The 25,716-nt window shown below is 33.5% G+C and carries 17 protein-coding genes and 2 pseudogenes; 18 read left to right on the forward strand and 1 reads right to left on the reverse strand.

The window, feature by feature from the left end:
• The first annotated feature begins 40 nt into the window (after positions 1-40).
• From P5P87_RS02585 to P5P87_RS02595, 3 genes are read left to right on the forward strand one after another with little or no spacing between them, the layout of a single operon-like run.
• Positions 41-559, forward strand: a complete 519-nt coding sequence (locus P5P87_RS02585; protein ID WP_278021455.1) for a hypothetical protein — start codon at positions 41-43, stop codon at positions 557-559.
• Complete coding sequence (locus P5P87_RS02590; RefSeq protein WP_278021456.1) at positions 543-1,688, forward strand: mechanosensitive ion channel family protein; 1,146 nt, start codon at positions 543-545, stop codon at positions 1,686-1,688. The genes P5P87_RS02585 and P5P87_RS02590 overlap by 17 nt, the downstream gene beginning before the upstream one ends.
• Positions 1,663-1,827, forward strand: coding sequence for a hypothetical protein (locus P5P87_RS02595; protein WP_278021457.1), 165 nt, complete (start codon positions 1,663-1,665; stop codon positions 1,825-1,827). Before P5P87_RS02590 ends, P5P87_RS02595 begins: the two co-directional genes overlap by 26 nt.
• 33 nt (positions 1,828-1,860) lie before the next feature.
• Here P5P87_RS02595 and P5P87_RS02600 read toward each other — a convergent pair whose 3' ends face one another.
• Positions 1,861-3,324, reverse strand: coding sequence for a glycoside hydrolase family 125 protein (locus P5P87_RS02600; protein WP_278021458.1), 1,464 nt, complete (start codon positions 3,322-3,324; stop codon positions 1,861-1,863).
• A gap of 414 nt (positions 3,325-3,738) precedes the next feature.
• On the opposite strand from P5P87_RS02600, the gene P5P87_RS02605 reads away from it, so the two are divergent.
• The 15 genes and pseudogenes from P5P87_RS02605 to P5P87_RS02670 all read left to right on the forward strand — a co-directional run bounded on the left by P5P87_RS02605 (position 3,739) and on the right by P5P87_RS02670 (position 25,706).
• Complete coding sequence (locus tag P5P87_RS02605) at positions 3,739-4,011, forward strand: alpha-N-acetylglucosaminidase N-terminal domain-containing protein (RefSeq protein WP_278021459.1); 273 nt, start codon at positions 3,739-3,741, stop codon at positions 4,009-4,011.
• Positions 3,998-5,893: an alpha-N-acetylglucosaminidase gene (locus P5P87_RS02610; protein WP_278021460.1), complete on the forward strand. Its 1,896-nt coding sequence runs from the start codon at positions 3,998-4,000 to the stop codon at positions 5,891-5,893. Before P5P87_RS02605 ends, P5P87_RS02610 begins: the two co-directional genes overlap by 14 nt.
• 277 nt (positions 5,894-6,170) lie before the next feature.
• Positions 6,171-8,210 carry a SusC/RagA family TonB-linked outer membrane protein gene (locus tag P5P87_RS02615; protein WP_278021461.1) on the forward strand — a complete coding sequence of 680 codons (2,040 nt, stop codon included), beginning with the start codon at positions 6,171-6,173 and terminating at the stop codon, positions 8,208-8,210.
• Positions 8,182-9,183, forward strand: a complete 1,002-nt coding sequence (locus P5P87_RS02620) for a TonB-dependent receptor domain-containing protein (RefSeq protein WP_278021462.1) — start codon at positions 8,182-8,184, stop codon at positions 9,181-9,183. The genes P5P87_RS02615 and P5P87_RS02620 overlap by 29 nt, the downstream gene beginning before the upstream one ends.
• 18 nt (positions 9,184-9,201) lie before the next feature.
• Positions 9,202-10,815: a RagB/SusD family nutrient uptake outer membrane protein gene (locus P5P87_RS02625; protein WP_198858010.1), complete on the forward strand. Its 1,614-nt coding sequence runs from the start codon at positions 9,202-9,204 to the stop codon at positions 10,813-10,815.
• Between the two features lie 335 nt (positions 10,816-11,150).
• Entirely contained in the window at positions 11,151-13,451 is a 2,301-nt protein-coding gene (locus P5P87_RS02630) for a GH92 family glycosyl hydrolase (protein WP_278021463.1), read from the forward strand.
• Between the two features lie 120 nt (positions 13,452-13,571).
• On the forward strand, positions 13,572-14,321 hold the full coding sequence (locus P5P87_RS02635) for a hypothetical protein (protein WP_278021464.1): 750 nt from the start codon (positions 13,572-13,574) through the stop codon (positions 14,319-14,321).
• A pseudogene (locus tag P5P87_RS02640) lies at positions 14,233-15,839 on the forward strand (glycoside hydrolase family 92 protein). The gene P5P87_RS02635 and the pseudogene P5P87_RS02640 overlap by 89 nt, the downstream one beginning before the upstream one ends.
• A 13-nt stretch (positions 15,840-15,852) precedes the next feature.
• Positions 15,853-16,416, forward strand: a complete 564-nt coding sequence (locus P5P87_RS02645) for a hypothetical protein (protein ID WP_198858013.1) — start codon at positions 15,853-15,855, stop codon at positions 16,414-16,416.
• Between the two features lie 376 nt (positions 16,417-16,792).
• Positions 16,793-17,565: pseudogene (locus P5P87_RS02650) on the forward strand (DUF4861 family protein).
• A gap of 226 nt (positions 17,566-17,791) precedes the next feature.
• Positions 17,792-18,493 carry a metallophosphoesterase gene (locus P5P87_RS25750; RefSeq protein ID WP_340696623.1) on the forward strand — a complete coding sequence of 234 codons (702 nt, stop codon included), beginning with the start codon at positions 17,792-17,794 and terminating at the stop codon, positions 18,491-18,493.
• Positions 18,415-19,620: a hypothetical protein gene (locus P5P87_RS02655; RefSeq protein WP_340696624.1), complete on the forward strand. Its 1,206-nt coding sequence runs from the start codon at positions 18,415-18,417 to the stop codon at positions 19,618-19,620. Before P5P87_RS25750 ends, P5P87_RS02655 begins: the two co-directional genes overlap by 79 nt.
• Positions 19,621-19,672: 52 nt before the next feature.
• Positions 19,673-23,707 (forward strand): hybrid sensor histidine kinase/response regulator transcription factor, encoded by a 4,035-nt coding sequence (locus P5P87_RS02660; RefSeq protein WP_278021465.1) that lies wholly within the window; start codon positions 19,673-19,675, stop codon positions 23,705-23,707.
• Positions 23,708-24,130: 423 nt separating this feature from the next.
• Positions 24,131-25,018, forward strand: a complete 888-nt coding sequence (locus P5P87_RS02665; RefSeq protein ID WP_278021466.1) for an inositol oxygenase family protein — start codon at positions 24,131-24,133, stop codon at positions 25,016-25,018.
• Positions 25,019-25,217: 199 nt separating this feature from the next.
• Positions 25,218-25,706 carry a sugar-binding domain-containing protein gene (locus P5P87_RS02670; protein WP_278021467.1) on the forward strand — a complete coding sequence of 163 codons (489 nt, stop codon included), beginning with the start codon at positions 25,218-25,220 and terminating at the stop codon, positions 25,704-25,706.
• Positions 25,707-25,716: the final 10 nt, after the last annotated feature.

Below are 25,716 nucleotides of genomic sequence, written 5' to 3' on the forward strand. Positions count from 1 at the left end.
TTCTTATTTTTAATAGTCTAAGTTACTAAAGCAAAAAAATATGATTTTAGGTACTAAACGTTTATTCTCTTTTATACTGTTGATTTCAGTATTAATATTAACTCCTTGTAAATTAGAAGCACAGCTTTTAGGAGGAGCAAAAACTACTACTGAGGAACCTGTAAAAACTCCCGATGATTCTTTAGGAAGGAGAACACCTCAAGGAACTGTCAACGGTTTCATAAAAGCAATTGGCGATCAGAATTATCTGCGTGCGAGCCAGTATTTTATGCTTAGTAAACGTTCGTATCGTAAAACGTCTGAAAGAATACGAATAGCCAAAACCTTTCAACAGCTGTTGGATCAGGGAGGTAATTTCTCTCCATCATCTATTCTTAGTAATAAAGAATTAGGTCGTATAGATGATAATCTGGCAACTGGTGTAGATTTGGTTGGAAATATATCTACCGATAAAATAAGCATTCAACTTTATTTAGAAAATCAGTCAGATGATAGTGAGCCAGCCTTATGGCTTTTTTCTGCTGAAACTATAGAAGCAATTCTTGCAAGCAGATATTAGTGGCGAAAAGACTTTTTTAGACAGGGTATTGCCAAATGCTTTAAAAGTAAGAAAACTAGGAAATGTACCAATTGGACATTGGGGAGTAGTGGTTGTAATGACAGTGCTTACGTACCTGCTTTCCAGATTATTGATATTTGTGTTTATATTTTTATTGCAAAAAATATGGAAGAAAGCAGATAGTGAGAAAGGTAATGCTATAATAGAAGCTTTTACGCTTCCAGTTCAGATGTATCTGACGGTGATTTTGTTTGTCACTTTAACACAGCGAATGGGAATTTCTATAATAGTTCGCCAGCGATTTAGCATTATAATAATTACAATCGGAATTGTAGCTTTTTTAATTCTGCTTTGGAGATTGACCGATTTTGTGAGCATGTTTACAAGAAGCAGAATGAACAATCGCGGACGTGCTTCTGCAGTATCTGCGGTATTATTTTTAAGTCGTACCATGAAAGTTGCAATTGTTGTAATCGGAATTATTGCAATATTAGGAATTATTGGAGTAGATGTTACAGCTGGACTTGCAGCACTAGGAATAGGAGGGATTGCACTGGCGCTTGGAGCGCAAAAAACTATAGAAAACTTTGTAGGGAGTGTCAGTCTTATTGCTGATCAGCCACTTCGTGTAGGCGATTATTGTAGAGTCGATGATATAAAAGGAACAGTAGAATCTATCGGGATGCGTTCTACAACACTTAGAACCCCTGCTCGTAGTATTGTAACAATTCCGAACGGTCAGTTGTCAGCTAGTAAAATCGAAAATTATGCACATCGCGATCGATTTATATTCAATCCAATTTTTGGATTTAGAATGGAAACTACACCAGATCAAATGCGTTATCTGCTTGTAGAATTAAGGTCATTGCTTTATGCACATCCTTCTGTTTTAAATACAAATCCAATAGTTCGTTTTACTGGTATTACAGCAGATTCTTTAAAGGTTGAGATTACAGCTTATATTGAAGCCATAAATGTAGAGACATCACAAGAAGTGCAAGAAGATCTTTTATTGCGAATGCTGGACATTATAGAAAAAAGTGGCACCTCTCTGGCTTATCCTTCGCAAACGCTTTATATGACTAGAGATACGCCTGTTTCTAATGAAAAAGCGAGCAGAAGTTTCTAAAATAGTTAAAAAATGGAAAGAAAATAATGAATTGCAATTACCTAAGTTTGATCCAAAACGAGTAGAAGAACTAAAGGACAGCATTAAATATCCAGATGAAGGAAGTTTTGATCCTAATGCGGATGAAACAATATTTTAAATAAAAGAGCTTCATAAATTGAAGCTCTTTTCATTATAAGTTTTTGTCTTTTAAAATTTGAGGATATTGAAGGCTCGTATGTACAATCATTTCTCCAAACAAAGTATTTGCCCATGCAAACCATTTACGTGTAAATTTGGTTACGTCATCTTTATGAAAAGATTCATGCATAAATCCTGTATTGGCATTGGTTTTAATTAAAGTGCTTATACAACTTTTAATTTCTTTTTCATCAATGCTTGTAATGGCTCTTAAAACAATACTCATGGGCCAGATCGTATCAACGCCAGTGTGAGGGCCTCCAATTCCTTCTCCGGCTGTTCCTTTATAAAAAAACGGATTATTTTCTGAAAGTACTACTTTACGAGTATTTAGATACAAAGGATCATCGGGAGAAACTGCGCCGAGATAAGGCAATGATAAAAGAGAAGGAACATTGGCATCATCCATCATATGAAAACTTCCATATCCGTTTACTTCAAAAGCTATGATTTTTTCAAATTTAGGGTGATCTATAATTCCATATTCATTTAAACCTTTCTGAACTTGCGCTTGAAGTTCTTTAGCTTCAGCTGCCAAATCATTATCTTTTAAGGCGGGACTTGAAAACATTTCTACAAGATAACCTAGAATTTCAATTGCAAACATATTGCTCGGAATTAGATATCCAAACAAAGTCGAATCGTCGCTTGGTCTAAAAGTCGAAACAATCAGCCCGCATGGTTTTACAGGATAACCATAACCGCTTAAAGGAACTCCATCTGTTGCCCAAGCTGTTTGTCGCATAAAACTGTATGGTCCGCCTTTTCCGTCCATTCTCTGCTGTTCTTTGAATGTTTTCAGAATCAATTTCATGGCATCTTTCCATTGTTTGTCAAACATGCTAATATCTCCAGTTTCTTTCCAATAGCCATGAGCCAATCTAACAGGATAGCATAAGCTGTCTATTTCCCATTTTCGTTCATGAATTCCTGGTTTCATATCGGTAATATCATTTTTCCATTCACTTTCTTTATTGAAATCTTTATAAAAAGCATTTGCATACGGATCAAGGAGAATGCATTTTGTCTGACGATTTATAACGCCTTTTACCAATTCGGCAAGTTTAGCATCTTCTTTTACAAACGGAATATAAGGCCAGATTTGAGCAGTACTATCACGAAGCCACATTGCATCAATATCGCCTGTAATGACATAAGTATCGGGTTTGCCATCTATAATTTCAAATTCGACAGTTGTATCTAGTGTATTTGGAAAACAGTTTTCAAAAAGCCAAGCCAATTCTGGGTTTGCAATTTGTTTTTTAATTTTTACAATTGCGACTTCAATAGCTTTACTAGTAAATTTTCTTTCTGCAAGAGGAGGTCTTTTGGTTATAAAATCTTTTAAAGGAAATTCAAAAAGATTAGAATTTAGTCCAAAAGCATCAGTTTGAACAGCCAATAATCCTGCTGAAAAAATACTGGCATTTTTTATAAATTTTCTACGAGACTGCATATGTTTTTTTAGTTTTAAATAGAATGAGAATAGTTAGATCTGTATAGCATTATAAATAAACGACTTTTTTTTATTATTCTATTGAAATTTAGACCAATGACATTTGCAACGCTTTAAATGGCAGAAAGAATTCGTAAAAATGAACTAATTAAAGAGATATGAAAAATATGTCTATTCTTTTGATTGATTCGTCCATCTTGAAGAATAACAATGCGAGTAATTTTATTTTCGATCCAAAACCCAATTGAATCGCAGTAGTTTTCAAAAAGAAAACACAAAAAAAGATAATAAATTGAAGGTGATTGATTAGTAAATATTTGTTAGTTTTTATTAGTTAGGGAGATTAATGAGAGATTTAATCTCCCTTTTTTTATTCAATTTTTAAAGAAAGAAATTTATTAAATACATGATTATATGAAAAGAGTGAATCTTAAAATTAAAAATGCTGTACCATTATTTGTACTGTTATTTTTTTGTGCTTTAAACGGATATTCTAAAAACGACGAAAAAACAAAAAGCGCTTCTGCTGTAATAGAGCGATTAATTGGTAGTCGTGTCAATGAGTTTGAACTGACTATAAGTGAAAATAAAAATCAAGATAAAGATTGGTTTGAAGTGGAAGCAACCACCAATCTTGTAAAAATTAAAGCTTCAAATAATACAGCACTTTGCTATGCGAGCATATAATTTTCTTAGAGATATCGGTGCAGTTTTAATTAGTTGGGAAGGAAACAGAGTCAATTTACCTAAAGATTGGCCAAAATATTCCAAAAAAGGAAGTACGCCATTTGAGTATAGAGAATATTTAAACGCCTGCACTTTTGGCTATACAACTCCGTGGTGGGACTGGAAACGTTGGGAACAAGAAATAGATTGGATGGCTATGCACGGCATTAATCTTCCAACTGCAATGGAAGGTCAGGAAGCGGTGTGGCAGGAATTATGGAAAGAATATGGTTTGACAAACAATCAGTTAGAGGCACATTTTGCTGGTCCAGCTTTTTTACCTTGGCAAAGAATGGGAAATATTAATAGTCTAGAAGGTCCTTTGCCACAAGAATGGTTTGCTAAAAAAGAAGAACTGCAAAAGAAAATATTGGAGAGAATGAGGACTTTGGATATGCACCCTGTTGTTCCTGCTTTTAGCGGATATGTTCCTAAGGCTTTCGCCGAAAAACATCCTGAAGCTAAAATTACCGAATTAAAATCGTGGTCTGGCGGTGGTTTTGCGAGCACTTTTCTTTTAGATTCCAAAGATCCTTTATTTAAAAAAATCGGAAAACGTTTTATAGAAATTTATACCAAAATGTACGGAAAGTCAGATTTCTATTTGGCAGATTCATTTAATGAAATTGAACCGCCAGTTTCTGAACATAATAAATATGAAGAACTTTCTAATTACGGAAGTGCAGTTTATGAGACTATAAATGAAGCAGCTCCTGGTGCAACTTGGGTTATGCAAGGATGGCTTTTTGGAGACAATAAAGAATTCTGGACCAAAGAAGCTACAAGCGCATTTTTAAGTAAAGTTCCAAATGATAAAGTAATGGTTCAGGATTATGCCAATGACAGATATAAAGTATGGGATAATCAGGAAGCTTTTTACGGTAAACAGTGGACTTACGGTTATGTACATAATTATGGCGGATCGAATCCTGTTTATGGCGATTTGAATTTTTACAAAAATGAATTGACAAGTCTGCTTAAAAATCCGCATAGAGGAAATATTGCAGGTTATGGAGCAATGCCTGAAGGTTTAAATAATAATTCGATTGTATACGAATACATTTATGATCTTCCGTGGACTAAAGGAGAGCAACCTGTAAATGATTGGTTAACTAAATACTTAAACGCAAGATACGGGCAAACGACTTCTAAACCTGTTTTTCTAGCGTGGGAATTATTATTAGAATCTGTCTATAATGTCAAATATTGGGAAACACGTTGGTGGAATGATAGGGCTGGAGCGTATTTGTTATTTAAACGTCCAACAGTAACCATTACAGAATTTAAAGGAAATCCTGGAGATAAGAAAAAACTAAAAGAGGCTTTGGATATTTTAACCAAAGAAGCAAAGAAATATGATAAAAAGAATTTTATTCAATATGATTTAATAGATGTTACAAGACATTATTATTCATTATGTATTGATGAAGATTTAATAGAATGCGTAAAAGCATATCAACAAAAAGACATTGATCAAGGCGATCTATTATTTAAAAAGATAGAAAAACAAGTTTTGAATATCGATGCTGTAATGTCAGGTCAGCCATTAAACAGTTTGGATCAATGGGTAAAATCGGCTTCAGATTATGGTAGTTCGCCAGAGGTTTCTTCATTATATGTAAAAAATGCCAAAACATTAATTACGCTTTGGGGCGGAGAAGGACACTTGAACGATTACGCTTCTAGATCTTGGAAAGGAATGTACAAAGGATTTTATTGGCCAAGATGGAAAATGTTTTTAGAAGCTTTAAAAAAATCTGTTGCCACAAATACTCCTTTTGATGAAAATAAAGAAAGAGAATCAATTAAAAATTGGGAAATTAATTGGACAAAAAGCAAATAAAAAGTTACCAAGATTATAATTGTTACGTATATAGACAAAATTTAACTTAATATTTATAACATAACCTTAAACCACACTAAAAAGATGAATAGAAAATTTTACGAAATCGATTAATTAATAAGTTTTTAACTATATAATTTTAGAAAAAATACTTTGCGAAGCCTTGTCATTATTGATTTTAAAGAAATTATCCATGTTTATGAATAACTTGTCCATTTGTTAACATTTCTTTGGCACTAATTTCGTCAATACTATTTAACCAATTAACCAATATACAATGGAAAAACTTAAACTTTTATTATTAGCCTTTTTCTTTGGCTTCTCAATTAATACTTGGGCACAAAAAACAGAAGTGTCTGGTGTTGTATTAGATGACAAAGGTATTCCTCTGCCAGCCGCTAATATCCTTGAAAAAGGGACGACTAATACTGTAACGACAGATTTTGATGGAAAATTTAAATTTTTAGCGTCAAACAAAAATGCGACGTTAATAATTTCTTTCATAGGATTTGATGATCAGACTGTAAAATTAGACGGAACCAAAACTAATTATTCGATTAAATTACAATCTACCACTACAAACTTAGAACAAGTTGTAGTTGTGGGGTATGGTAAAGGATCTCGTAAAAACTTAACGACTTCGGTTTCTTCTGTTAAAGCTGAAGATTTAAACAGAGGTGCAATTAGCGACGTTGGACAACTTTTACAAGGTAAAGTTTCTGGTTTGAATATTTCTTCAAGCGGTGACCCAACAAAAACAGCTTCGGTAGTTTTACGTGGAGCTTCAACATTAAACAGTTCGCAAGGACCTTTTTATGTAATTGATGGTATTCCAGGAGTTGATATTTCGGTTATATCACCAGATGATATTGCAACAATCGACGTATTAAAAGATGCGGCTGCAACAGCAATTTATGGTAACCGTGCAGCAAATGGAGTTATCATGGTAACAACAAAAAAAGGAAGTAAAGGAAGAACACAAGTTGCCTACAATGGATATTTTGGTTTTGAAGAAGTTTCTAATAATTTGGATATGATGAATGCAGATCAACTTAGAGCTTTTACAACTAAAAACAATTTGAATTTTACTCCAGAAAATGACAAAGGTGCTAACACAAATTGGCAAAAAGAAATTCTAAGATCAGGGCGTGCAGCGTCAAGCAGTCATAACTTATCTATGAGTGGCGGCGGAGATCACGGAAGTTATACCGCAAGTATTACTTCTCTTAATAAAGAAGGAGTTATGCTAAAAAGTGACTTTTCTCGTATCATTGCTCGTTTATCTGTTGAACAATATGCTTTTAATGATAAAGTAAAGTTTGGTTTAAATGTTACTAATTCTAGAACAAAATATCAAAATGTACCGCAGCGTAATACAGTTCTTTTACAAGCAGCAAGTTATCTTCCTGTTTCTCCAGTAAGAAATGATGATGGCAGTTTTTTTGAAAACTTTGTAAGTCCTGGATACTTTAACCCAGTAGCTTTAATTGAGCATGGTACAGACGAAACTAAGACAAATAATCTTGTAGGTAATCTTACCGCAGAAGTAAAATTGCCTTTCGGATTAACGTATAACTTGAATTTGGCACACCAAAGACTAAATACATCTCACGGAGAATTTTATGACAGCTATTATTCACAATATAACAGTGCCAACTTTTACAACAACCCAGATCCGCCTTTGACAAAAACATTGGTTAACTTTGGAGTAAATGGTTCTGCATTGAGAAATGCTTACGAGAACACAAACAACATTATTGAGAGTTTCTTTACTTGGGATAAATCAATTGGAGATCATAAAATAAAAGCTGTTTTAGGTTACTCTTGGCAAGAAAACACTTTAGGAGACGGTTTTCAGGCTACGACAACAAATTTCCCAGTTGACAATGTTGGGTATAACAACTTAGCTTTAAGTAACTATACTTCTGTTAATGGTTATGTGGTGAATTTTGGAGATAGCAAAGCATATCAAAAAACACGTTTAATTGCTTACTTCGGACGTTTAAATTATAATTATAAAGATAAATATCTTTTACAAGGATCACTTAGAAGAGATGGTGGATCTATGTTTGGTGCAAACAACCAATGGGGATACTTTCCTTCTGTAGGAGGTGCATGGAGAGTTGACAAAGAAAGTTTTATGAAAAACCAAAACTTTTTTAGCGATTTGAAATTTCGTGGTAGCTGGGGAGTAACTGGAAACTCTTCTGGATTTAATGCTTACACAGCTCAATTTATTTCTGGAAGTTTAGGAACTTTCTATTACAACGGACAACAGATTGGAGCTTATGGACCAAACCAAGCAAGCAAATCCTGATTTAAAATGGGAAAAAACTGCAACAGCAAATATTGGTGTTGATTTCTCTATCTTAAAAGGAAAAGTAACAGGTTCTGTTGATGTTTACGATAAGAAAACAACAGATATGATTTTTAACTACAATGTTAATCCAGTATTGGTGCCAGTAGGAACAATTGTAGCAAACGGAGGAACAATGTCTAACAAAGGTATTGAAGTTAGTTTAGGCGCAACTATTGTTAAAACAGCAGATTTTAGCTGGAATACTAATTTGAATTTGGCGCATAACAAAAATGAAATTGTTAAATTAACTAGTCCATTCTTTGTTGGTGGAGATTCAATTCGTCGTGTACAACCAGACGGAGGAGGACAAACAGGAAGTACTTTACAAATCTTTAAAGAAGGAAAACCATTAGGACAATTCTTTACATTGAAATATGCTGGAAAAAATGCTGACGGAGTTTCTCAGTATTATGACAAAAACGGTGATCTAACAACTACACCTCAAATTGGAGTAGATTATCATTATGCAGGAAGCGCACAGCCAAAATTATTGATGGGATGGGCAAATAATTTCCAATACAAAAAATTCGATTTAAGTATTTTCTTTAGAGGAGTTTTTGGTAATAAAATTTTCAATGCAACTCGTGCAGACTTATTTAGACCAAGTACCGCAATGACCAATAACATTTTAGTAGATGCTGGTAATGAGTCGCCAAATGATTTAAACTCTTATAAATATTCAGATCGTTTTATAGAAGACGGCAGTTATATAAGATTAGATAACATGACTTTAGGTTATAATTTTGGAAAAGTTGGAAATTACATCAGCAGTATCCGTATTTATCAGACTGTAAATAACGTATTTGTTATTACTAAGTACAAAGGAATTGATCCAGAGGTTGAACAAGGAGGAACGGCTCCAGGTGTAGATTCTAATAACTTCTATCCAAAAACCAGAACATATATGTTCGGTGTAAATGTGATTTTCTAAAAATTAAAGCTAAACATTATGAAAAAGATATTAAAATATTTAGGACTTCCAGTACTTTTAGCTGGTTTGGTATGGTCTTGTGATGATCTAGAAGTGCCTATCACAACTCAATTGACACCTGAGGTATTTCCTCAAAACTCAACACAATATATTCAGACAACAGGACCAGTCTATGCAGCATTTAGAGGTGAGTTTTCATTTGCTTGGTGGTGGTCGCAGTCATTATCTACAGACGAAGCTATCTTACCAGCAAGAGGAGGTAACTGGTTTGATAATAGAAACTATATTTCAATGCATTACCATGACTGGAATCCAGATAATGGTATCATAGGAAGCCTTTGGGATTGGTCATCTAAAGTAATTGGGACAAGCAATCAGGCTATTTCGATCTTAAGACAGACAATGCCCGAAGGAACTGATAAAAAAACTTTGATTTCAGAGTTAAGAACAATGCGCGCTATTTCTTATTTCATGTTAATGGATAGTTATGGAGACGTGCCATTAGATACTTTATATGGAGACTTTACTTCTCATGCTAAAACTCCAAGAAAACAAGTTTTCGAGTACATTGAGAAAGAACTAAAAAGTTCAGTTCCTAATTTGAATCCTGCTTCGGGCGTTACAACTTACGGTAGACCAAATAAACAAACCGCTAATGCAATGTTGGCTAAATTGTATTTGAATGCCGAAGTATACACAGGAACGGCACGTTATAACGAATGTATCGCAGCCTGCGATGAAGTAATCAATTCTAATTTATATGTTGTAGAACCTAGAGCGACTTACCTTCAAATGTTTTACCCGACTAACGGACCAGCAATGAAAGAATTCATCTTTGCGGTTCCTTACGATCCTGCAGCTGTTACAGTGGGTTTCAACGGGCAAATGTATCACGCACGTTATGATGTCCCACGTTCAGAAAGAGCTAAGTTCGGACTTTCTTACACGCCAAGTGCGCCTAGAAGTACACTGCCAGAATTTTATGCCTATTTTAATGATGCCAATGATATACGTAACAAACAATGGCTTACGGGACTTCAATTTATGAATGATGGTGTAACTCCAGTAATGGTTACCACAACTAAAAAAGGTTACGATCAGTTCTACACAGGATCTGATGGTGGAGCGGCATATACTTATCAAGTAAACTTAACTCCAGATATTGAACTTCGTCAGAGCGTAACATTATTCGATTGTGGTAATGATGAAATCGCTTGGAATATGGGATACAGAAACGTTAAGTTTTATCCTGACGCATCTTCAACAAACCGTAATCAAAACAATGATGTTCCTTTCTTGCGTTACTCTGATATTCTTTTAATGAAAGCAGAAGCAATTTTACGTGGCGGATCTGTGACTTTAGGTCAAAGTGTTGATGCATTAGTAAACATGGTTCGTTCTAATCGTACAACATCTGCTGCTTTAAGCGGAGTAACTTTAGAAGATCTTTACAAAGAAAGAAGCCGTGAATTTGCTTGGGAAGCTTGGCATAGAAACGATATGATTCGTTTTGGAAAATATGAAGGATCTTGGGGATATAAAACTAATACAGACACATACCGTCGTGTATTCCCAATCCCGACAAATGCAATGGTTTTAAACCCAGCCCTTACTCAGAATGATGGTTATTAAGAATAAGAATTTAGTTAAGTACGCATTTGTAATTCAATTTTAATTGCGAAAAGGAGAAGAGCGTAAAAAGCCTTCTCCTTTTTTCTAAAAAAACCGATTTTTTTCAGTTGCTCGTAAAAATCAGTTCAGTTTATTTTTTGAATGAAAACAAAGCTTAATCAAAAGTATTTCGGACAATTCTATACAGATTAAGCTTTGTAACATTCTGTCATTTTTTTGAGAATAATTCTATAATTCTCACAGCCATCCTTATGCTTAATATTTTCGATTTTGTGATAAATCAAAAACATAAAATCGTTCTAAACCAATATCGCCCCATTCAATACAGAAAATAAATGGAACTAAACAAAATCTATAAAATTGGACTCCTAGGAATAAGTTTAAGTCTTATTTTTTTAGTGTCATGCAACGCCCAAAAAGCTGTTTCTTTAAAAAAGAAACAAATCTCAGATATGGTTTATCCGTTGTTGGACACCGAAAATTCAAGATGGTTTTACTTTTCTTCTGCAAGTCGTCCGTTTGGTATGGTTAACTTAAATCCCGATACAGAAATCAATGGCGATTGGGGAGGCGGATATAAATATACTACAGATACAGTAAAAGGTTTTAGTCATGTTCACGAGTGGCAAATGTCTGGTGTATCAGTAATGCCAGTAACAATCTCAAGCACAAACAAACAAACTGTTTTTAAAGATTTTTATTCCAAATTCAGTCATAAAACAGAAATTATTACACCAGGTTATCATTCGTTAAGACTAGATAGATATCAGATAAAAGCAGAAATAACGAGCACGCCAAGAGTTGGTTTTCATAAATATACATTTCCAGCAAAGGCACAAAAAGCAATTCTTTTTAATCTGAATACCGTTTTAGGTCCTTGTGAAAACACCAATGGAAAATTAGAAAAAAACAATGATTTCGAACTTTCTGGTTCATTAGTTTTAAGCACCAATTTTAGGCGTCCAAAACCTTTGACAGTATTTTTTAAAGTTAAAACAGAACAACCAATAACCTCTATAGAGAAAGACAACGCAACAGGAAATTATTTAATTCATTTTAATAAAAAGGGAACGCAAGTACTAATGAAAGTTGGTATTTCGTATACTTCAATTGAAAATGCCAATAACAACATCGATACCGAATTAACCCACTGGGATTTTAATAAAACTGTTGAAGATTCTAGAAATGAATGGAGTAATTTATTGGGAAGAATAAAAGTAGAAGGAGGAACAGAAACAGATCAAAGAAGATTTTATACTGATTTATGGCATGCTCTCCAAGGCAGAAAAATGATCAGTGATGTAAATGGAGCCTATCCTGATAATACAGGGGACAAATTCAGGATAGGACATTTGCCTTTAAAAGCAGACGGAAAACCAAAATTCAATCACTACAATTCTGATGCTTTTTGGGGTGCTCAATGGACAATTAATAATCTCTGGGGATTGGTATATCCTGAGATCATGGAAGAATTTGTGTATTCTCTAATGCAGTATTACAAAGATGGAGGTTCTATTCCGCGCGGACCTTCAGGCGGAAATGACACCTATGTAATGACAGGAGCTTCGGCAACACCTTTTATTGTAAGTGCCATTCAAAAAGGAATTGTAAAAGATGATTTAGAAGCTATTTATGTGGCGCTAAAAAAAGGACACATGGAAGGCGGAATCATGGCAAAAGCAGGTTATGAACACAAAACCAGTATTGGCGGAGGATTAAAATATTATTTAGAAAAAGGATATGTGCCGTATCCGCTGCCTGATGGAAATTTTGGAAGCCATGAAGATGGAGCCAGCCAGACTTTAGAATACGCTTATCAAGATTGGACTTTGGCGCAATTGGCAAAAAAACTCAATCACGAAGACGATTACAAGTATTTCATGAAAAGATCCAAAAACTATCAGAATGTTTTCGATCAATCAACTGGATGGATGCGTCCGAAAAATGTAGATGGAAAATGGAGAGAAAACTACGATCCGTATCAATATGAAAACGGATTTATAGAATCAAACGGAGCACAGTCGACTTGGTTTGTGCCACATGACATTCTTGGTTTAGCTGATTTAATGGGTGGAAAAGAAAAAGCTGTAACTAAATTAAATCAGCAATTTGAAACGGCTAAAAAGCAAAACTATACTTCTGGCACTTCTCATGACGCAGAATTGCATCCGGAGTTTAGTAGAATTCCAGTCAATTTTGGAAATCAGCCATCCATGCAGACTTCGAATATTTTCACCATTTTAGGAAGACCAGATTTAACGCAATATTGGACAAGAGACGTAGTAAAAAGCACCTTCAGCGGACTATCGCCAGCAACAGGTTACAACGGCGATGAAGACCAAGGATTAATGGGAAGTTTGAATGTTTTACTTAAATTAGGTTTGTTTCAAATGAATGGAGGAACCGACCAAGATGCTGTTTACCAAATAGGAAGCCCAATCTTCAATAAAATCTCGATTGATTTAAATTCGAAATATTATTCAGGAAAAACATTTGTCATCAAAGCCAATAATAATAGTTCCGAAAATGTGTACATAAAAGACATCAGATACAACAATAAAGCGGTAAAAGATTTTACGTTGTCGCATCAGGAAATTACCAATGGAGGCGAATTGATTTTAGAAATGTCAAAGTAAAATTTTGCCAGATCTTTCAAAGATTAAATAGATTAATTTCAGCCTTAGTAAAATCATTTTAATTCTTTTAATCAGTGGTAAAAAAATAAGTTTTTTAGTTCTTAAAGAAATAAGTAAGTAATGAAAATATACAGTAAAAATATACTTTTAGGAATATCATTTTTGTTTACCGTAATCACAAACGCTCAAACAGTCCATCACTATGTTGATCCAATGATTGGTTCAGAAGGAGTAGGGAGAGTTTTTATCGGGCCGTCATGCCCTTACGGTATGGTAAAACCAAGTCCAGACTGCACCTCGAGTCCAAACAGCGGCTGGCTTCCAATGCCAAAAGAAGTAACAGGATTCAGTCAGGTTCACGTAAGCGGAACAGGCGGAGGTCCAAAATACGGGAATATCCAGATTATGCCATTTTCTGGTGCTTTAGACAAAATAGACCAGACTTCTTTTAGAGCAGAAGAAAACGTAAAACTGGGGTATTACGAAACGGTTTTCAAGGAAAATAATATTAAAACCGAAATCACTACTGGCGAGAAAGTTTCTTTTTACCGTTTTACCTACCCAAAAAATAAATCAAAAGAATTAAAGATAGATCCTGGATTTTTTCTTGGCGAAGAAAAAATTCCAGAAGCTAGAGAAGCACAACAGTTTGTGGGTTCACAAATCGAAATAGTTTCAGATACAGAAGTTAGAGGTTACAGCAGAATTCGTGGAGGATGGAACAACGGACGCGCTTACACCGTTTATTTCTATGCTATTTTTGATCAGCCAATTGCTAAATATGTCACTTTCAAAGACGGAAAATTTTATAACAATCAAAAAGCGCAATTTGATTCAGGAAAGAAAACAGCGAGCTTTACTTTCTTTTGAAAATGGAAAAGAGGAGCTGAATGTAAAAATCGGAATTTCATTTTTAAGCGAATTAAAAGCAAAGAATAATATAGAAGTTGAAATTCCGCATTGGAATTTTAATGAAGTTTTAAAGGCTTTAGAAAACAAATGGGAAAATTTATTAAGCAGAATCCAGCTTTCTAAAGATACCTCAGACGAATACAGGAAAATGTTCTATACAGGTTTATATCACACGATGATTATGCCTGTAGACAGAACAGGAGAAAACCCTTTATGGACAAATGACGAGCCTTATTATGATGATTTTTATACCATCTGGGATACATTTAGATCATCAAGCCCTTTAATTACATTGATTGACAGCAAGCGAAAAGTAGAAATCATTAATGCAATGCTGAACATTTACAAACGCGAAGGTTATATGCCAGAAGGAAGAAGCGGTAATGACAATGGAAGAACTCAGGGAGGATCAAACGCTGAGGTAGTAATTGCTGATGCTTTTGTAAAAAACTTAAAAGGAATAGATTACGAATTAGCACTTCAAGCAATGCTGAAAGATGCAACAGTGCCTCCTGGTGGAAATGAAGAGAAAGAAGGAAGAGGCGGACTTTTAGATTATCTTAAACTAGGATACGTTCCTTATGGCACAGACAGAGCAGGTAACAGAACCATAGATTACTCCTACAACGATTATAATATTGCAACAGTTGCCAAAGGTTTAGGCAAAACAGATTTGTACAATCAATACATAAAACAAGCTGAAAATTGGCAGAATCTATGGCGAGCAGATTATGAAAATAACGGAGCAAAAGGATTTATCATGCCAAAAGACAAAGACGGAAACTGGCTGGATGATGTTGTTTTTGGCGAATCAAAAATCCAAAAGCCAACTTTTAAATATACGCCTGTCATTATCGAATCGCCTTGGTATGTTTGTCATTGGTGTGTTTTCTTTTACGAAGGAACTTCATGGGAATATTCATTTAGTTTGCCGCACGATATTCGGAATTGGTAAAAAAATCAGGCGGCGAAAAAGCATTTGAAAACAGATTGGATATTTTCTTTGACAATAATTTATTTAATGTTGCCAATGAACCTTCATTCTTAACCCCGTGTTTATATCACTGGATTGGGAAACCGTATTTAAGCAGTGACAGAATCAGAACGATTATCAAGGATAATTTTAATACTTCAAGAGAAGGACTTCCAGGTAACGACGATTCAGGAGCAATGTCTTCATGGCTGGCTTTCCACATGATGGGATTGTATCCAAATGCAGGACAACCTTATTATCTAATCAATACGCCTTTGATTAAGGAAGTATTTGTAAAATTAGAAAACGGCAAAAGTTTTAAAATCATCACAAAAAAAATGAATGATAAAAACAAATACATCAAAACCGCTTTGTTAAACGGAAAACCATACAACAAAGCATGGATTACGCATGATGATATTATGAATGGAGGAGAACTGATTTTAGAAATGGATTCGAAACCTTCAGCTTGGGGAACGACAATTTTACCACCGGCAAAATAAAAAGATAAGTAAGATGAAAAATATATTTTTAGTTATTCTTTTCTGTGCTCTTTATCAAACCACAATAGCACAGAATTATATTCCGACATTAAAAAATAATACCCAACTGCATTATGTCTGTAAACTGCATGGACAAACGAGAACTTTACAGCTTACAGCCGAAACGTCAAATAATGCATTGGCTTTTAAATTGGAAACAAGAGGCGTAAACAGTAAAATAGTAATGCTTCCTGAAGCAGTAAAAAATGGAAATGCCTTAAGCTTTAATCAAGGAGAATATGCACCAATTCTAAACTTAAAACCAACAGAAACTTTTTTTATGATTTCGCAATCAGCTTATCAGGATTTAGTCAAAAACAATTCCTTTGTTTACAACAATACAACTTATGTTCTAGATAAAAGTGAAGATAAAAACGACGTTTCTATTGATGGAAAAATAATCGAAACATTGCATGTAAGAGCGCAAATAGACGAAACCGAAATGTGGATTGTAAAAAATCCAGAGTTCCCTTTAATCTGTAAAATCATTAAGAATCCGTTAGGAATTAATCCTACCTTGGTAAAAGTTGTGGATTAAAGAAAATAGAAAATAGAAAATATTACTGTTTTATTAACAGACTAAATTGGTTTTAAAACCACAGATTAAAAAGATTATAAGGATTTTTAAATGAACAAATTTAATCTGTGCTAATCCTTTTAATCTGTGGCAAAAAAATACAATTAGAAAAGCAAAAAGGAAATTTTATAGTTTAAGATTTTTCACAATTTTGATATAAATTGATAATTTCAGAACAATAGATAGAATTCGTAGTAGATTGTTGAAAGTTGTTTTTAAATTTACAGGAATTACACTTAAACTTATAATATTTTAAATTATGAAATTATCTATCGTAACCTCTTTACTTTTTTGCTGCATTTGTTTCGGACAAAATAATACAGACACTAGTTTGTATATGAAGTCTGATAAAATTACGTATCTAACAGATATTGGCTCAGAATCAGGAGATTTATATAAAACAATCGGACACCACGGCCCAGCAATTGAAAACGAATGGATGGCTTTGCGAATTTATTTCAGCGATAAAGTAGCAATCGATGTTTATTCTAAAGCTAAACCAGGTTTAGAATTAAAAAAGCAAATTGGTACCCAACGCCAGAACAGCAAAAAGAAGGCTGGGGAGCAGATTACTATAAAGTGGCATCTACTGTTGGTTTAGGAGGAGTAAAACTTTGGGATGGCGAAAAATTGGTGCCGTTAAATCCGGTAACAAATCGTTTGGCTCGTGTTGGAAAAACAGAAAATACTTCTTGGATGGAAATGATTTCAAGAGGCGTTCCTTACAAAGGAAAAAAAGTAGACATTTTAGTTCGTGTTACCGTGTTTTCTGGTAAAAGAGAAGCGAAAGTAGAAGCAGTTTCTTTAACTGGAGAAAAAGTGCAATTTGCAACAGGAGTAAATTACTTTAAAGATTGCGCAACAAAAAAAGGTGCTAATTACATAGCAGTTTGGGGAAAACATCCAGAAGACGTTGCAGCAGAAATTGTTGAAGTAGGAGGAGCGATTATATACAATCCGAAAGATTATGAGAAAACAACAGACGATGGAACGCAATATTTGTTGATTTCAAAACCTGCAAAAACTTTAGAAACTTCAATTATATCGTCAAGTGCAAGAGAAACAGAACTAAACACTTTAGATAAATTGGAAGCATTTATTAAAAAATAATTGAATTATCCTTTAAGCAAGGACGCGGATTAAACGGATTTATTTCGTAAAGGCGCGGATTAAAACGGATAATCTATTTATATTTTTAAACAGATTAATAAAATCCGGTTTAATCCGCGCCTTCGCGTTAGCGAATCGGTTTAATTCGCGTTTGATTTTACAGACTTACTATTTTTAAAATAGGACAAATAACGGATAATCATAAAATTAAAAACAAACAAAACACATGTTTAGAATATCGATTATATTAGTACTGCTTCTTTCTTTAAATTCCTGCAAATCACAGCAGAACATTAAGAAAGAAATTCAGATTGCTTTTATAGCCGATGCTCATCTGCAAGATATTTATGCCAAATTTGAAGACAATAATTATCAAGGCATTCCAAATCCTGTAACGGGCGAATATGCCAATATTAGAACGATGAATTCTCAATTGCATTCTACGAGAATTTTTAATGAAAACTATTTTGCTTTTTTAGAAGCTTTAAATGATATTGTAAAAAGAGGCATAAAACAGGTAGTGCTTCCAGGCGATTTCAGCGACGACGGACAGCCTGTTCACGTTCGTGGATTAAGAAAAATTCTAAATGAATACTCCGAGAAATACGGAATTTCATTCTTTGTTACTACAGGAAATCATGATATTGTAAAACCTTTTGCTCAAGATGCTGTTAAAACAGATTTTTTAGGAAAAGACGGAAAAGAACAAATTATTAGCAGTTCTCCAGACAATTTTAATAAAAGTAAAAGCGAACTGGAACCCATTATTACTGCCGATATAAAAAATTGGGGTTATAAAGAAACCATTAGCGAAATGCGTGATTTTGGTTTTTTCCAAAGAAGAGTGATTTGTATTGGGAAACTCCTTTTTCTAATTACAGCTATGAAAATTATAATTTTGAAGAAGCTCAAAAAGAATCCGTTTTAGAAAAAAGAACGTATTTAATAAAAAACACCAATTTGTATTTGCCTGATGCCAGTTATTTGGTTGAACCAATAAAAGGAATCTGGCTTTTGGCAATAGATGCAAATGCGTATGTTCCAAATGAAAAATTATCAGGAGAATCTAATAATCCGCACGATTTTTCGGGAGCAAATACAGGTTATAATAACGTTCTGATTTATAAAAACCATTTAATTAATTGGGTAAAAAAGGTTTCTGCAGAAGCAAAACAAAAAGGAAAAATATTGATTGCTTTCAGTCATTATCCGATGGTTGAATTTAATGACGATGCTTCGCCAGAATTAAAACAGCTTTTCGGTGCTAATAAAATGCAATTGCAAAGAGTTCCAAATGAAGAAGTAGCACAGCAATTTGCCGATGCTGGAATTCAGATCCATTTTGGCGGACATATGCACATTAACGATACGGGAGTTAGAACAACAGCAAAAGGAAATACACTTTTTAATATTCAAACACCATCGCTTGCGGCTTATATGCCAGCTTATAAAATATTGACTATTCATTCTCAATATGATCTGGAAGTAGAAACTGTTGTAATTGGTAAAGTCAATAAATTCAACAGTTTATTTCCTTTTTATCAAGAAGAATATGCTCATTTGGAAGCTATTAAAAGTAACATCATTTGGAACAAAGAAATTCTAAAAGCAAATGATTATGCGGCATTTACCAATTGGCATCTAAAGGAATTAGTTCGTTTGCGATTCTTACCCGAAGATTTTCCGACAGATTTTTTAAAATCGATCGAGAAACTTTCTGGTAAAGATTTATTAGAATGGAATAAAAATGCAAATGAAGTTTCTAAAGATTTGAAAGAGAATTCGCTAACATTTTCTGATTTTGAATCATGGACAGGTTTTGATATGATTTTCGATTTTTACAGATTAAAAAGTGCCGATGAATTGGCTTTTTCTGAAATTGGAAAAAAGAGATTAAAGCAATATGAATTGATATGCAAACAGTTAAAGAAATCAAATAACCCTAAGTTGGTTTTATGGGCCAAAATATTTTGGAAAACCATGAACGGCAAGCCTTCCAATCATTTCAGAATTGATTTAAAAAACAACAAAATTGATAATTTATCTGTTAAATAATTTTAATATTTATTGAATCAAAAAGATTAAATTGCATTTATAATTTATTTCCATGAGCCAAAAATCCTTTTTATTATTCTTGTTATCCGCCTTTTTTTATCATTCGTATTCACAGAATATAAAATTTGCGCATTATAATGATAATAACGGATTGTCTCATAATTCGGTGCGCCATATTGTACAGGATAAAAAGGGTTTCATGTGGTTTGGAACTTTTTCAGGACTAAATCGTTTTGACGGTTATCAGTTCAAAAATTACATGAGTTCTACGCCTGGTAAAAACAAATTGTACAATGATGATATCACGGCTTTAGAGCTGGATGAAAAAAATAATTATCTCTGGATTGGTACCCGAAAAGGACTCACGCTTTTCAAAATGGATACGCATGTTTTTACTACTTATTTTCATAAAAAAGACGATCCAAACAGTTTGCCAGATGATGAAGTTAGAGCCGTTTATGTAGATAAATTTGAAAGAGTTTGGGTAGGAACCAAAACGAAAGGAATTTATTTATTCTTTTTGAAAGAAAACCGATTCGAAAAAATTAAACTGAATGGTTATGAATATATAAAAGAAATTTTTGAAGATAAAAAAGGAAATGTCTGGGTTGGAAGTTATGAGAAATCATCTGTAGCCAAAATTACGATGGATGCGAAAGGTGCGATTGTGAAAATCAATAATTATACGCTTTCTGTTCCAAATTCGAATATAAAAAATCCATACCTAAATTTTATTTACGAAGATGCCAAACAAGATATTTTTGTTGGAACTCGTGAAGGTTTGTATAAACTCGATAAAGCAAGCGATAAGTTTGTTAATCTATATATTGAAAGCAAACAAGTTAGAGGTGCTTTAGGACCTTATTTTATTTCTGTTGCACAGGCTCCTGATGGCAAATATTGGGTTGGAACTTTGGGCGGATTATTAGTTTGTGATCAATTAGAAGACATTCAAAAAGGAAATTATAAATGGTATTATTCTATTCTTTCAGATGACACTTCGCTTGTCGATAATTTAATTTCGGCTCTTTATTTTGATAAATCTGGAGTCTTATGGATTGGAACCGAAGATGGTTTAGATAAATACGATCCGTATGAGAATCAGTTTACTTTAAATAAAGATATTTCGCGTTCTATTGGCAATCAAGCGCCTAGAATTAGAGGTTTTGCCAAAACCTATGATGAAAAAGTAATTGTTGCAACTTATCACAACGGGCTTTTTATTTCTAACATAAAAGGTTCGACACCTCTGCACAACACAGGAAAAGATATTGCTAGTATTTATTCTGAAGACGGAAAGATTTTTTACTGTGGTCTTTGGGATGGCAATGTTTTGGTTTATAATTATTTGAGCAATTCTTCTAGAGAAATAAATTTAGGATTTGAGAAATCGCCTGTTTTTGCCTTTAGAAAAATTACAGATGATAAAATGATTGTAGGTTCATTTGGAGAAGGAGCTGTAATTCTAAATACTAAAACACTTCAAGTAGAAACTTCAAGTAAACTTTTACCCGATTTTCAGATTAATGCTATTGAAAGAGACACCAAAAATAATGTTTGGTTTGCAACAGAAACGGGAGTGGTAAAATACAATATCAATACCGGAAAAATAGAAACATATTCGTCACTTTTTATCAAAGAAAAAGGTGTTCCTCATGACGAAAATGTTAGTGATGTTTTAGTTGATGTTAAAGGAAAGATCTGGGCTTCAACTCGTTTTGGGCTATGTTTGTACAATCCGAAAAAGAACGAATTTGAACCCGTAAAAAATCTTAAGGAACTTTCTGGAAAATGGATTACTGATATTTTATCAGATGCCAACGGTAATTTGTGGCTGAATATCAACAATAATAATATTGCTTTTGTAAAATCGAATTTAAAAGATATTAGCATTTATCACGTAAATAGCGGAAACAGATTGGATGTTTTTAGTTCTAGTGGTTTCTTTTATTTTAATAATTCTAATATTTTTCTTGGTGGTAAAAACGGAATTATTTCTTTTTCTCCGCCAGCGATGAAAAGAAACAATTGGTCGCCATTGCCTGTTATTTCTGAATTTAAGATTCAAAATGAGGAAGTTTTTCCAGAAATGGAAATCAACGGAGAAATTCCGCTTTCTAAAGATTTAAATTATGGAAATGAAATCGAATTAAGCCATAAAAACAGGAACTTTTCTCTGCAGTTTTCGGCACCTTCATTCGCAAACGAAAAATTGAATAAATTTCAATACATGTTAGAAGGTTTTGATAAAGAATGGATAACAGTTAATAGTACATCTAGAATTGTACAATATACCAATCTTTATCCAGGCAATTATACTTTTAAGATAAGATCAAGCAATAGCGACGGTTATTGGAGTAAAACGGTTTCTTATAAAATAAAAATTCTGCCTCCGTTCTGGCTTACGCCGACTTCTTTTTTAATGTTTTTTGCTATTTTATTCGGTGTTTTTTATTTCATTAGAAAAGAGATTAAGAATCGTATTCGTTTAAAACAAGAGCTGCTCACAGAAAAAGTAAACAGAGAACACGACATAAAATTAAATAATGAGAAATTACGTTTCTTTACCAATATTTCGCATGAATTAAGAACGCCATTAACGCTAATTTTAGGTCCAGCAAAACAGCTTTTGGATGAAAACAGTAATGCTACAGATTACGAAAAAAGCCGTTATAACTTAATTTATCAAAATGCCAGCCGATTGCTAAATTTGGTGAATCAGGTTTTGGATTTTAGAAAAGCGCAGTCGGGTGAATTAAAACTAAAGGTAACCAAAACGGACATTTTATCGTATTCAAAAAATATTTTCGATTCGTTTAAGGAAATGGCTTATAATAAAAAAATTAAGCTCAATTTTATTTCTGAAGATGATGAAATAAATGGCTGGCTAGACAATGACAAATACGATAAAATTCTTTACAATCTTTTGTCTAACGCCTTGAAGTTTACCAACAAAAATGGTAATGTAGATTTGTATGTGAGACTAAAAGATACGGTTGAAGATATTTTGGTAATTGAAGTTACAGATGACGGAATTGGTATTCCGTTAAAAAGTATAGATAAAATTTTCAAACGTTTTTACCAAGCTTCAAACAGTAAAGACAATAATACTGGATCAGGAATTGGTTTGTCATTGGTAAAATCTTTGGTTGCCATTCATAAAGGAACTATTTCTGTAGAAAGTACTGCAGGAAAAGGAAGTACTTTTAAAGTAGAAATTCCGATTGATCGTGAATCTTACGAACATAAAGAAGTGTTTGAATATGCTCTTAAAAATGACAATCTAAGTATGCTGATTCCAGAAAAGGTCGCCAAGAAAATTATTCAGAATACAGATTTAAAAGAGAAGATTCTGGTTATTGAAGATAACTCAGAACTCAGAAAATATTTGGTCGATTATTTATCGGATTATTACAAAGTGTATGATGCTGAAAATGGAGAAGAAGGCTTAAAAATCTGCCGACAAATAAAACCTATTTTATGCGTAACCGATGTTATGATGCCCGTTATGGACGGATTGGAATTTTGCCAGCAATTAAAAAATGATGATTTTATAAGTCATATTCCAGTTGTGATGCTTACAGCGTTGGGAGAAAATATGGATAAAGTAAAAGGTTATGATATTGGAGCTGATGGTTATTTGGTAAAACCTTTTGAGCCTTTACTTTTGAAAACGGTTATAGAAAATATGATCAAATCGAGATTAGATCTGAAACAAAAATTCTCTGGCGAAGTAGAAAGCAAAGTTAGCATGCTGACACATTCGCCAATTGACGAGGAGTTTATGGAAAAAGTAACGAATCTAATCAACGATAATTTAAGCGATGTTGATCTTTCAACCGATTTTTTATGTGACAAACTGGGCGTTAGTTCTTCCAAATTATATAGAAAAATTAAAGAATTGACCGATTTAGCACCAAATGAATTTATCAGAACCATTCGTTTAAAAAAATCAGCAGAATTGCTAAAAACCAAAAAATACAATGTTTCTGAAGTAACAGATTTAGTTGGTTTTAATGATCCATTATATTTCAGTAGATGCTTCAAGAAACAGTTTGGTTTCCCGCCAAGCAAGTTGATTAATTAGGTTTTTTTGACAGGATTCGGGCGATGGCGATTGGCGAAGCAATTCAGGAATTTTACAATCCAGCTCTCAAAGAGTCAAAAACATCAAAGTAGTGCGACTCACAGCGAAAGAATGTGCAACATCTAAATTAGCCCTGAAAGAGTGAAAGCATATTCTGAGTATTATGTGTTGAATTATTATATGGACATATTTGTGCTTTCACCCTTGTAGGGTGCTATTCATTCCCATGTTAGAGTGTAGTGCGGTGCACTAGTTTGATGCTTTTGGACTTTCAGTCCAATTCAAATTCTATCCATTTTTTCTTTGATTGATATGTAAAAATCCTACAATAATCAATTTTATCCATGTTTTTGATGTATTAATCCATTTTGAAAGAAGGATGTAATTCTATTTTTGTCTTATAACTTTTAACTATTTAGCATTATGAAAAAGCATATAGATACAGACAATCCGTTAAATAATTTAGATGAGTGGGAAGATGATTTGTTAATGCGATATCCTGATCCTTCTGAAGAAAATGAAGAAGTAAAAGAAAAGCAGAAAGAAGAATTTAGAAACTATGTCGATTCGGAAAGAGTAGAAACTGTTAAGGAGTTTTACAGAATAAACCACACGTATCAAACTTATGATTTTGTATGCGACAAAGAACAAGATTTTCTGCAATTTAATAGAAAAGAAATGTCAATCTGGGAAGCTGTTGAGTTTTTAAACACGCTTGTAGACGACAGTGACCCAGATATTGACTTAGACCAAACACAGCACCTTTTACAAACTTCAGAAGCAATTCGCGCAGACGGTCATCCAGATTGGTTTGTATTGACAGGTTTCATTCATGATTTAGGTAAAGTATTATGTTTGTTTGGAGAACCGCAATGGGCAGTTGTAGGAGATACATTTCCTGTTGGATGTGCTTATTCGGATAAAATTGTATATTCAGAATTCTTTAAAGAAAATCCAGATTTTACAGACGAAAGATTCAATACCAAGTTTGGTGTTTACACAGAAAACTGCGGATTGGACAATGTAAAAATGAGTTGGGGACACGATGAGTATTTGTATCAAATCATGAAAGATTATCTTCCAGATCCAGCTTTATACATGATTCGTTATCATTCCTTTTATTCTCAGCATAAAGAAAATGCTTATGCGCATTTAATGAATGAAAAAGATATCGAAATGTTTGACTGGGTGAGAAAATTCAATCCTTACGATTTGTATACAAAAGCGCCAGTAAAACCAGACGTGCAAGCATTGCTTCCTTATTATAAAGAATTAGTTGCGAAATATTTACCAGAAAAATTGAAGTTTTAAAAGGGTCATATAAACACATAGAAACATAGTCCCGATAGCTATCGGGATTCTTTTAAGTGTAAAAACATTTATTAGAAGAAACTAGTTTCCCACACATAGTTATATGTTTTAATAATAAAGTGAAACGCCTTTCAAGACAAAGAAAAACTATGTTTCTATGTGTTAAAAAATAAATGCCAGCTATCTAAAACCAAAAATAATGCAGAAAATCACAACCAAAATATTTTTTATTAGCCTGTTATTGCTTTTCACAATAGGAATTTCGGCTCAAGAAAAAGACCGTAATGATTGGGAAAATCCAGAGGTATTTCAAATTAACAGAGAGCCAGCTCGTGCGGCTTTTCTTCCGTATGCAGATGAAACTTCTGTTATAATGGATAAATATGAAAACTCACCTTGGTATTTTTCTTTAAACGGAAAATGGAAATTTTCTTGGTCGCCAACACCAGATGAACGTCCAAAGGATTTTTATAAAACGGATTTCAGTACTTTACATTGGAAAGAACTTCAAGTGCCTTCTAATTGGGAACTGAATGGTTACGGTGTGCCAATTTATACTAACATTACGTATCCTTTTGAAAAAAATCCGCCTTTCATTAATCATTGGGATAATCCAGTTGGGTCTTATAAAAGAGATTTTGTCTTTGCCAGAAAACTGGAACGGCCGACATGTTTTTCTTCATTTTGAAGCAGGAACT

It is taken from the genome of Flavobacterium ginsengisoli, from assembly GCF_029625315.1.
In the GTDB taxonomy this organism is placed as follows: domain Bacteria; phylum Bacteroidota; class Bacteroidia; order Flavobacteriales; family Flavobacteriaceae; genus Flavobacterium; species Flavobacterium ginsengisoli.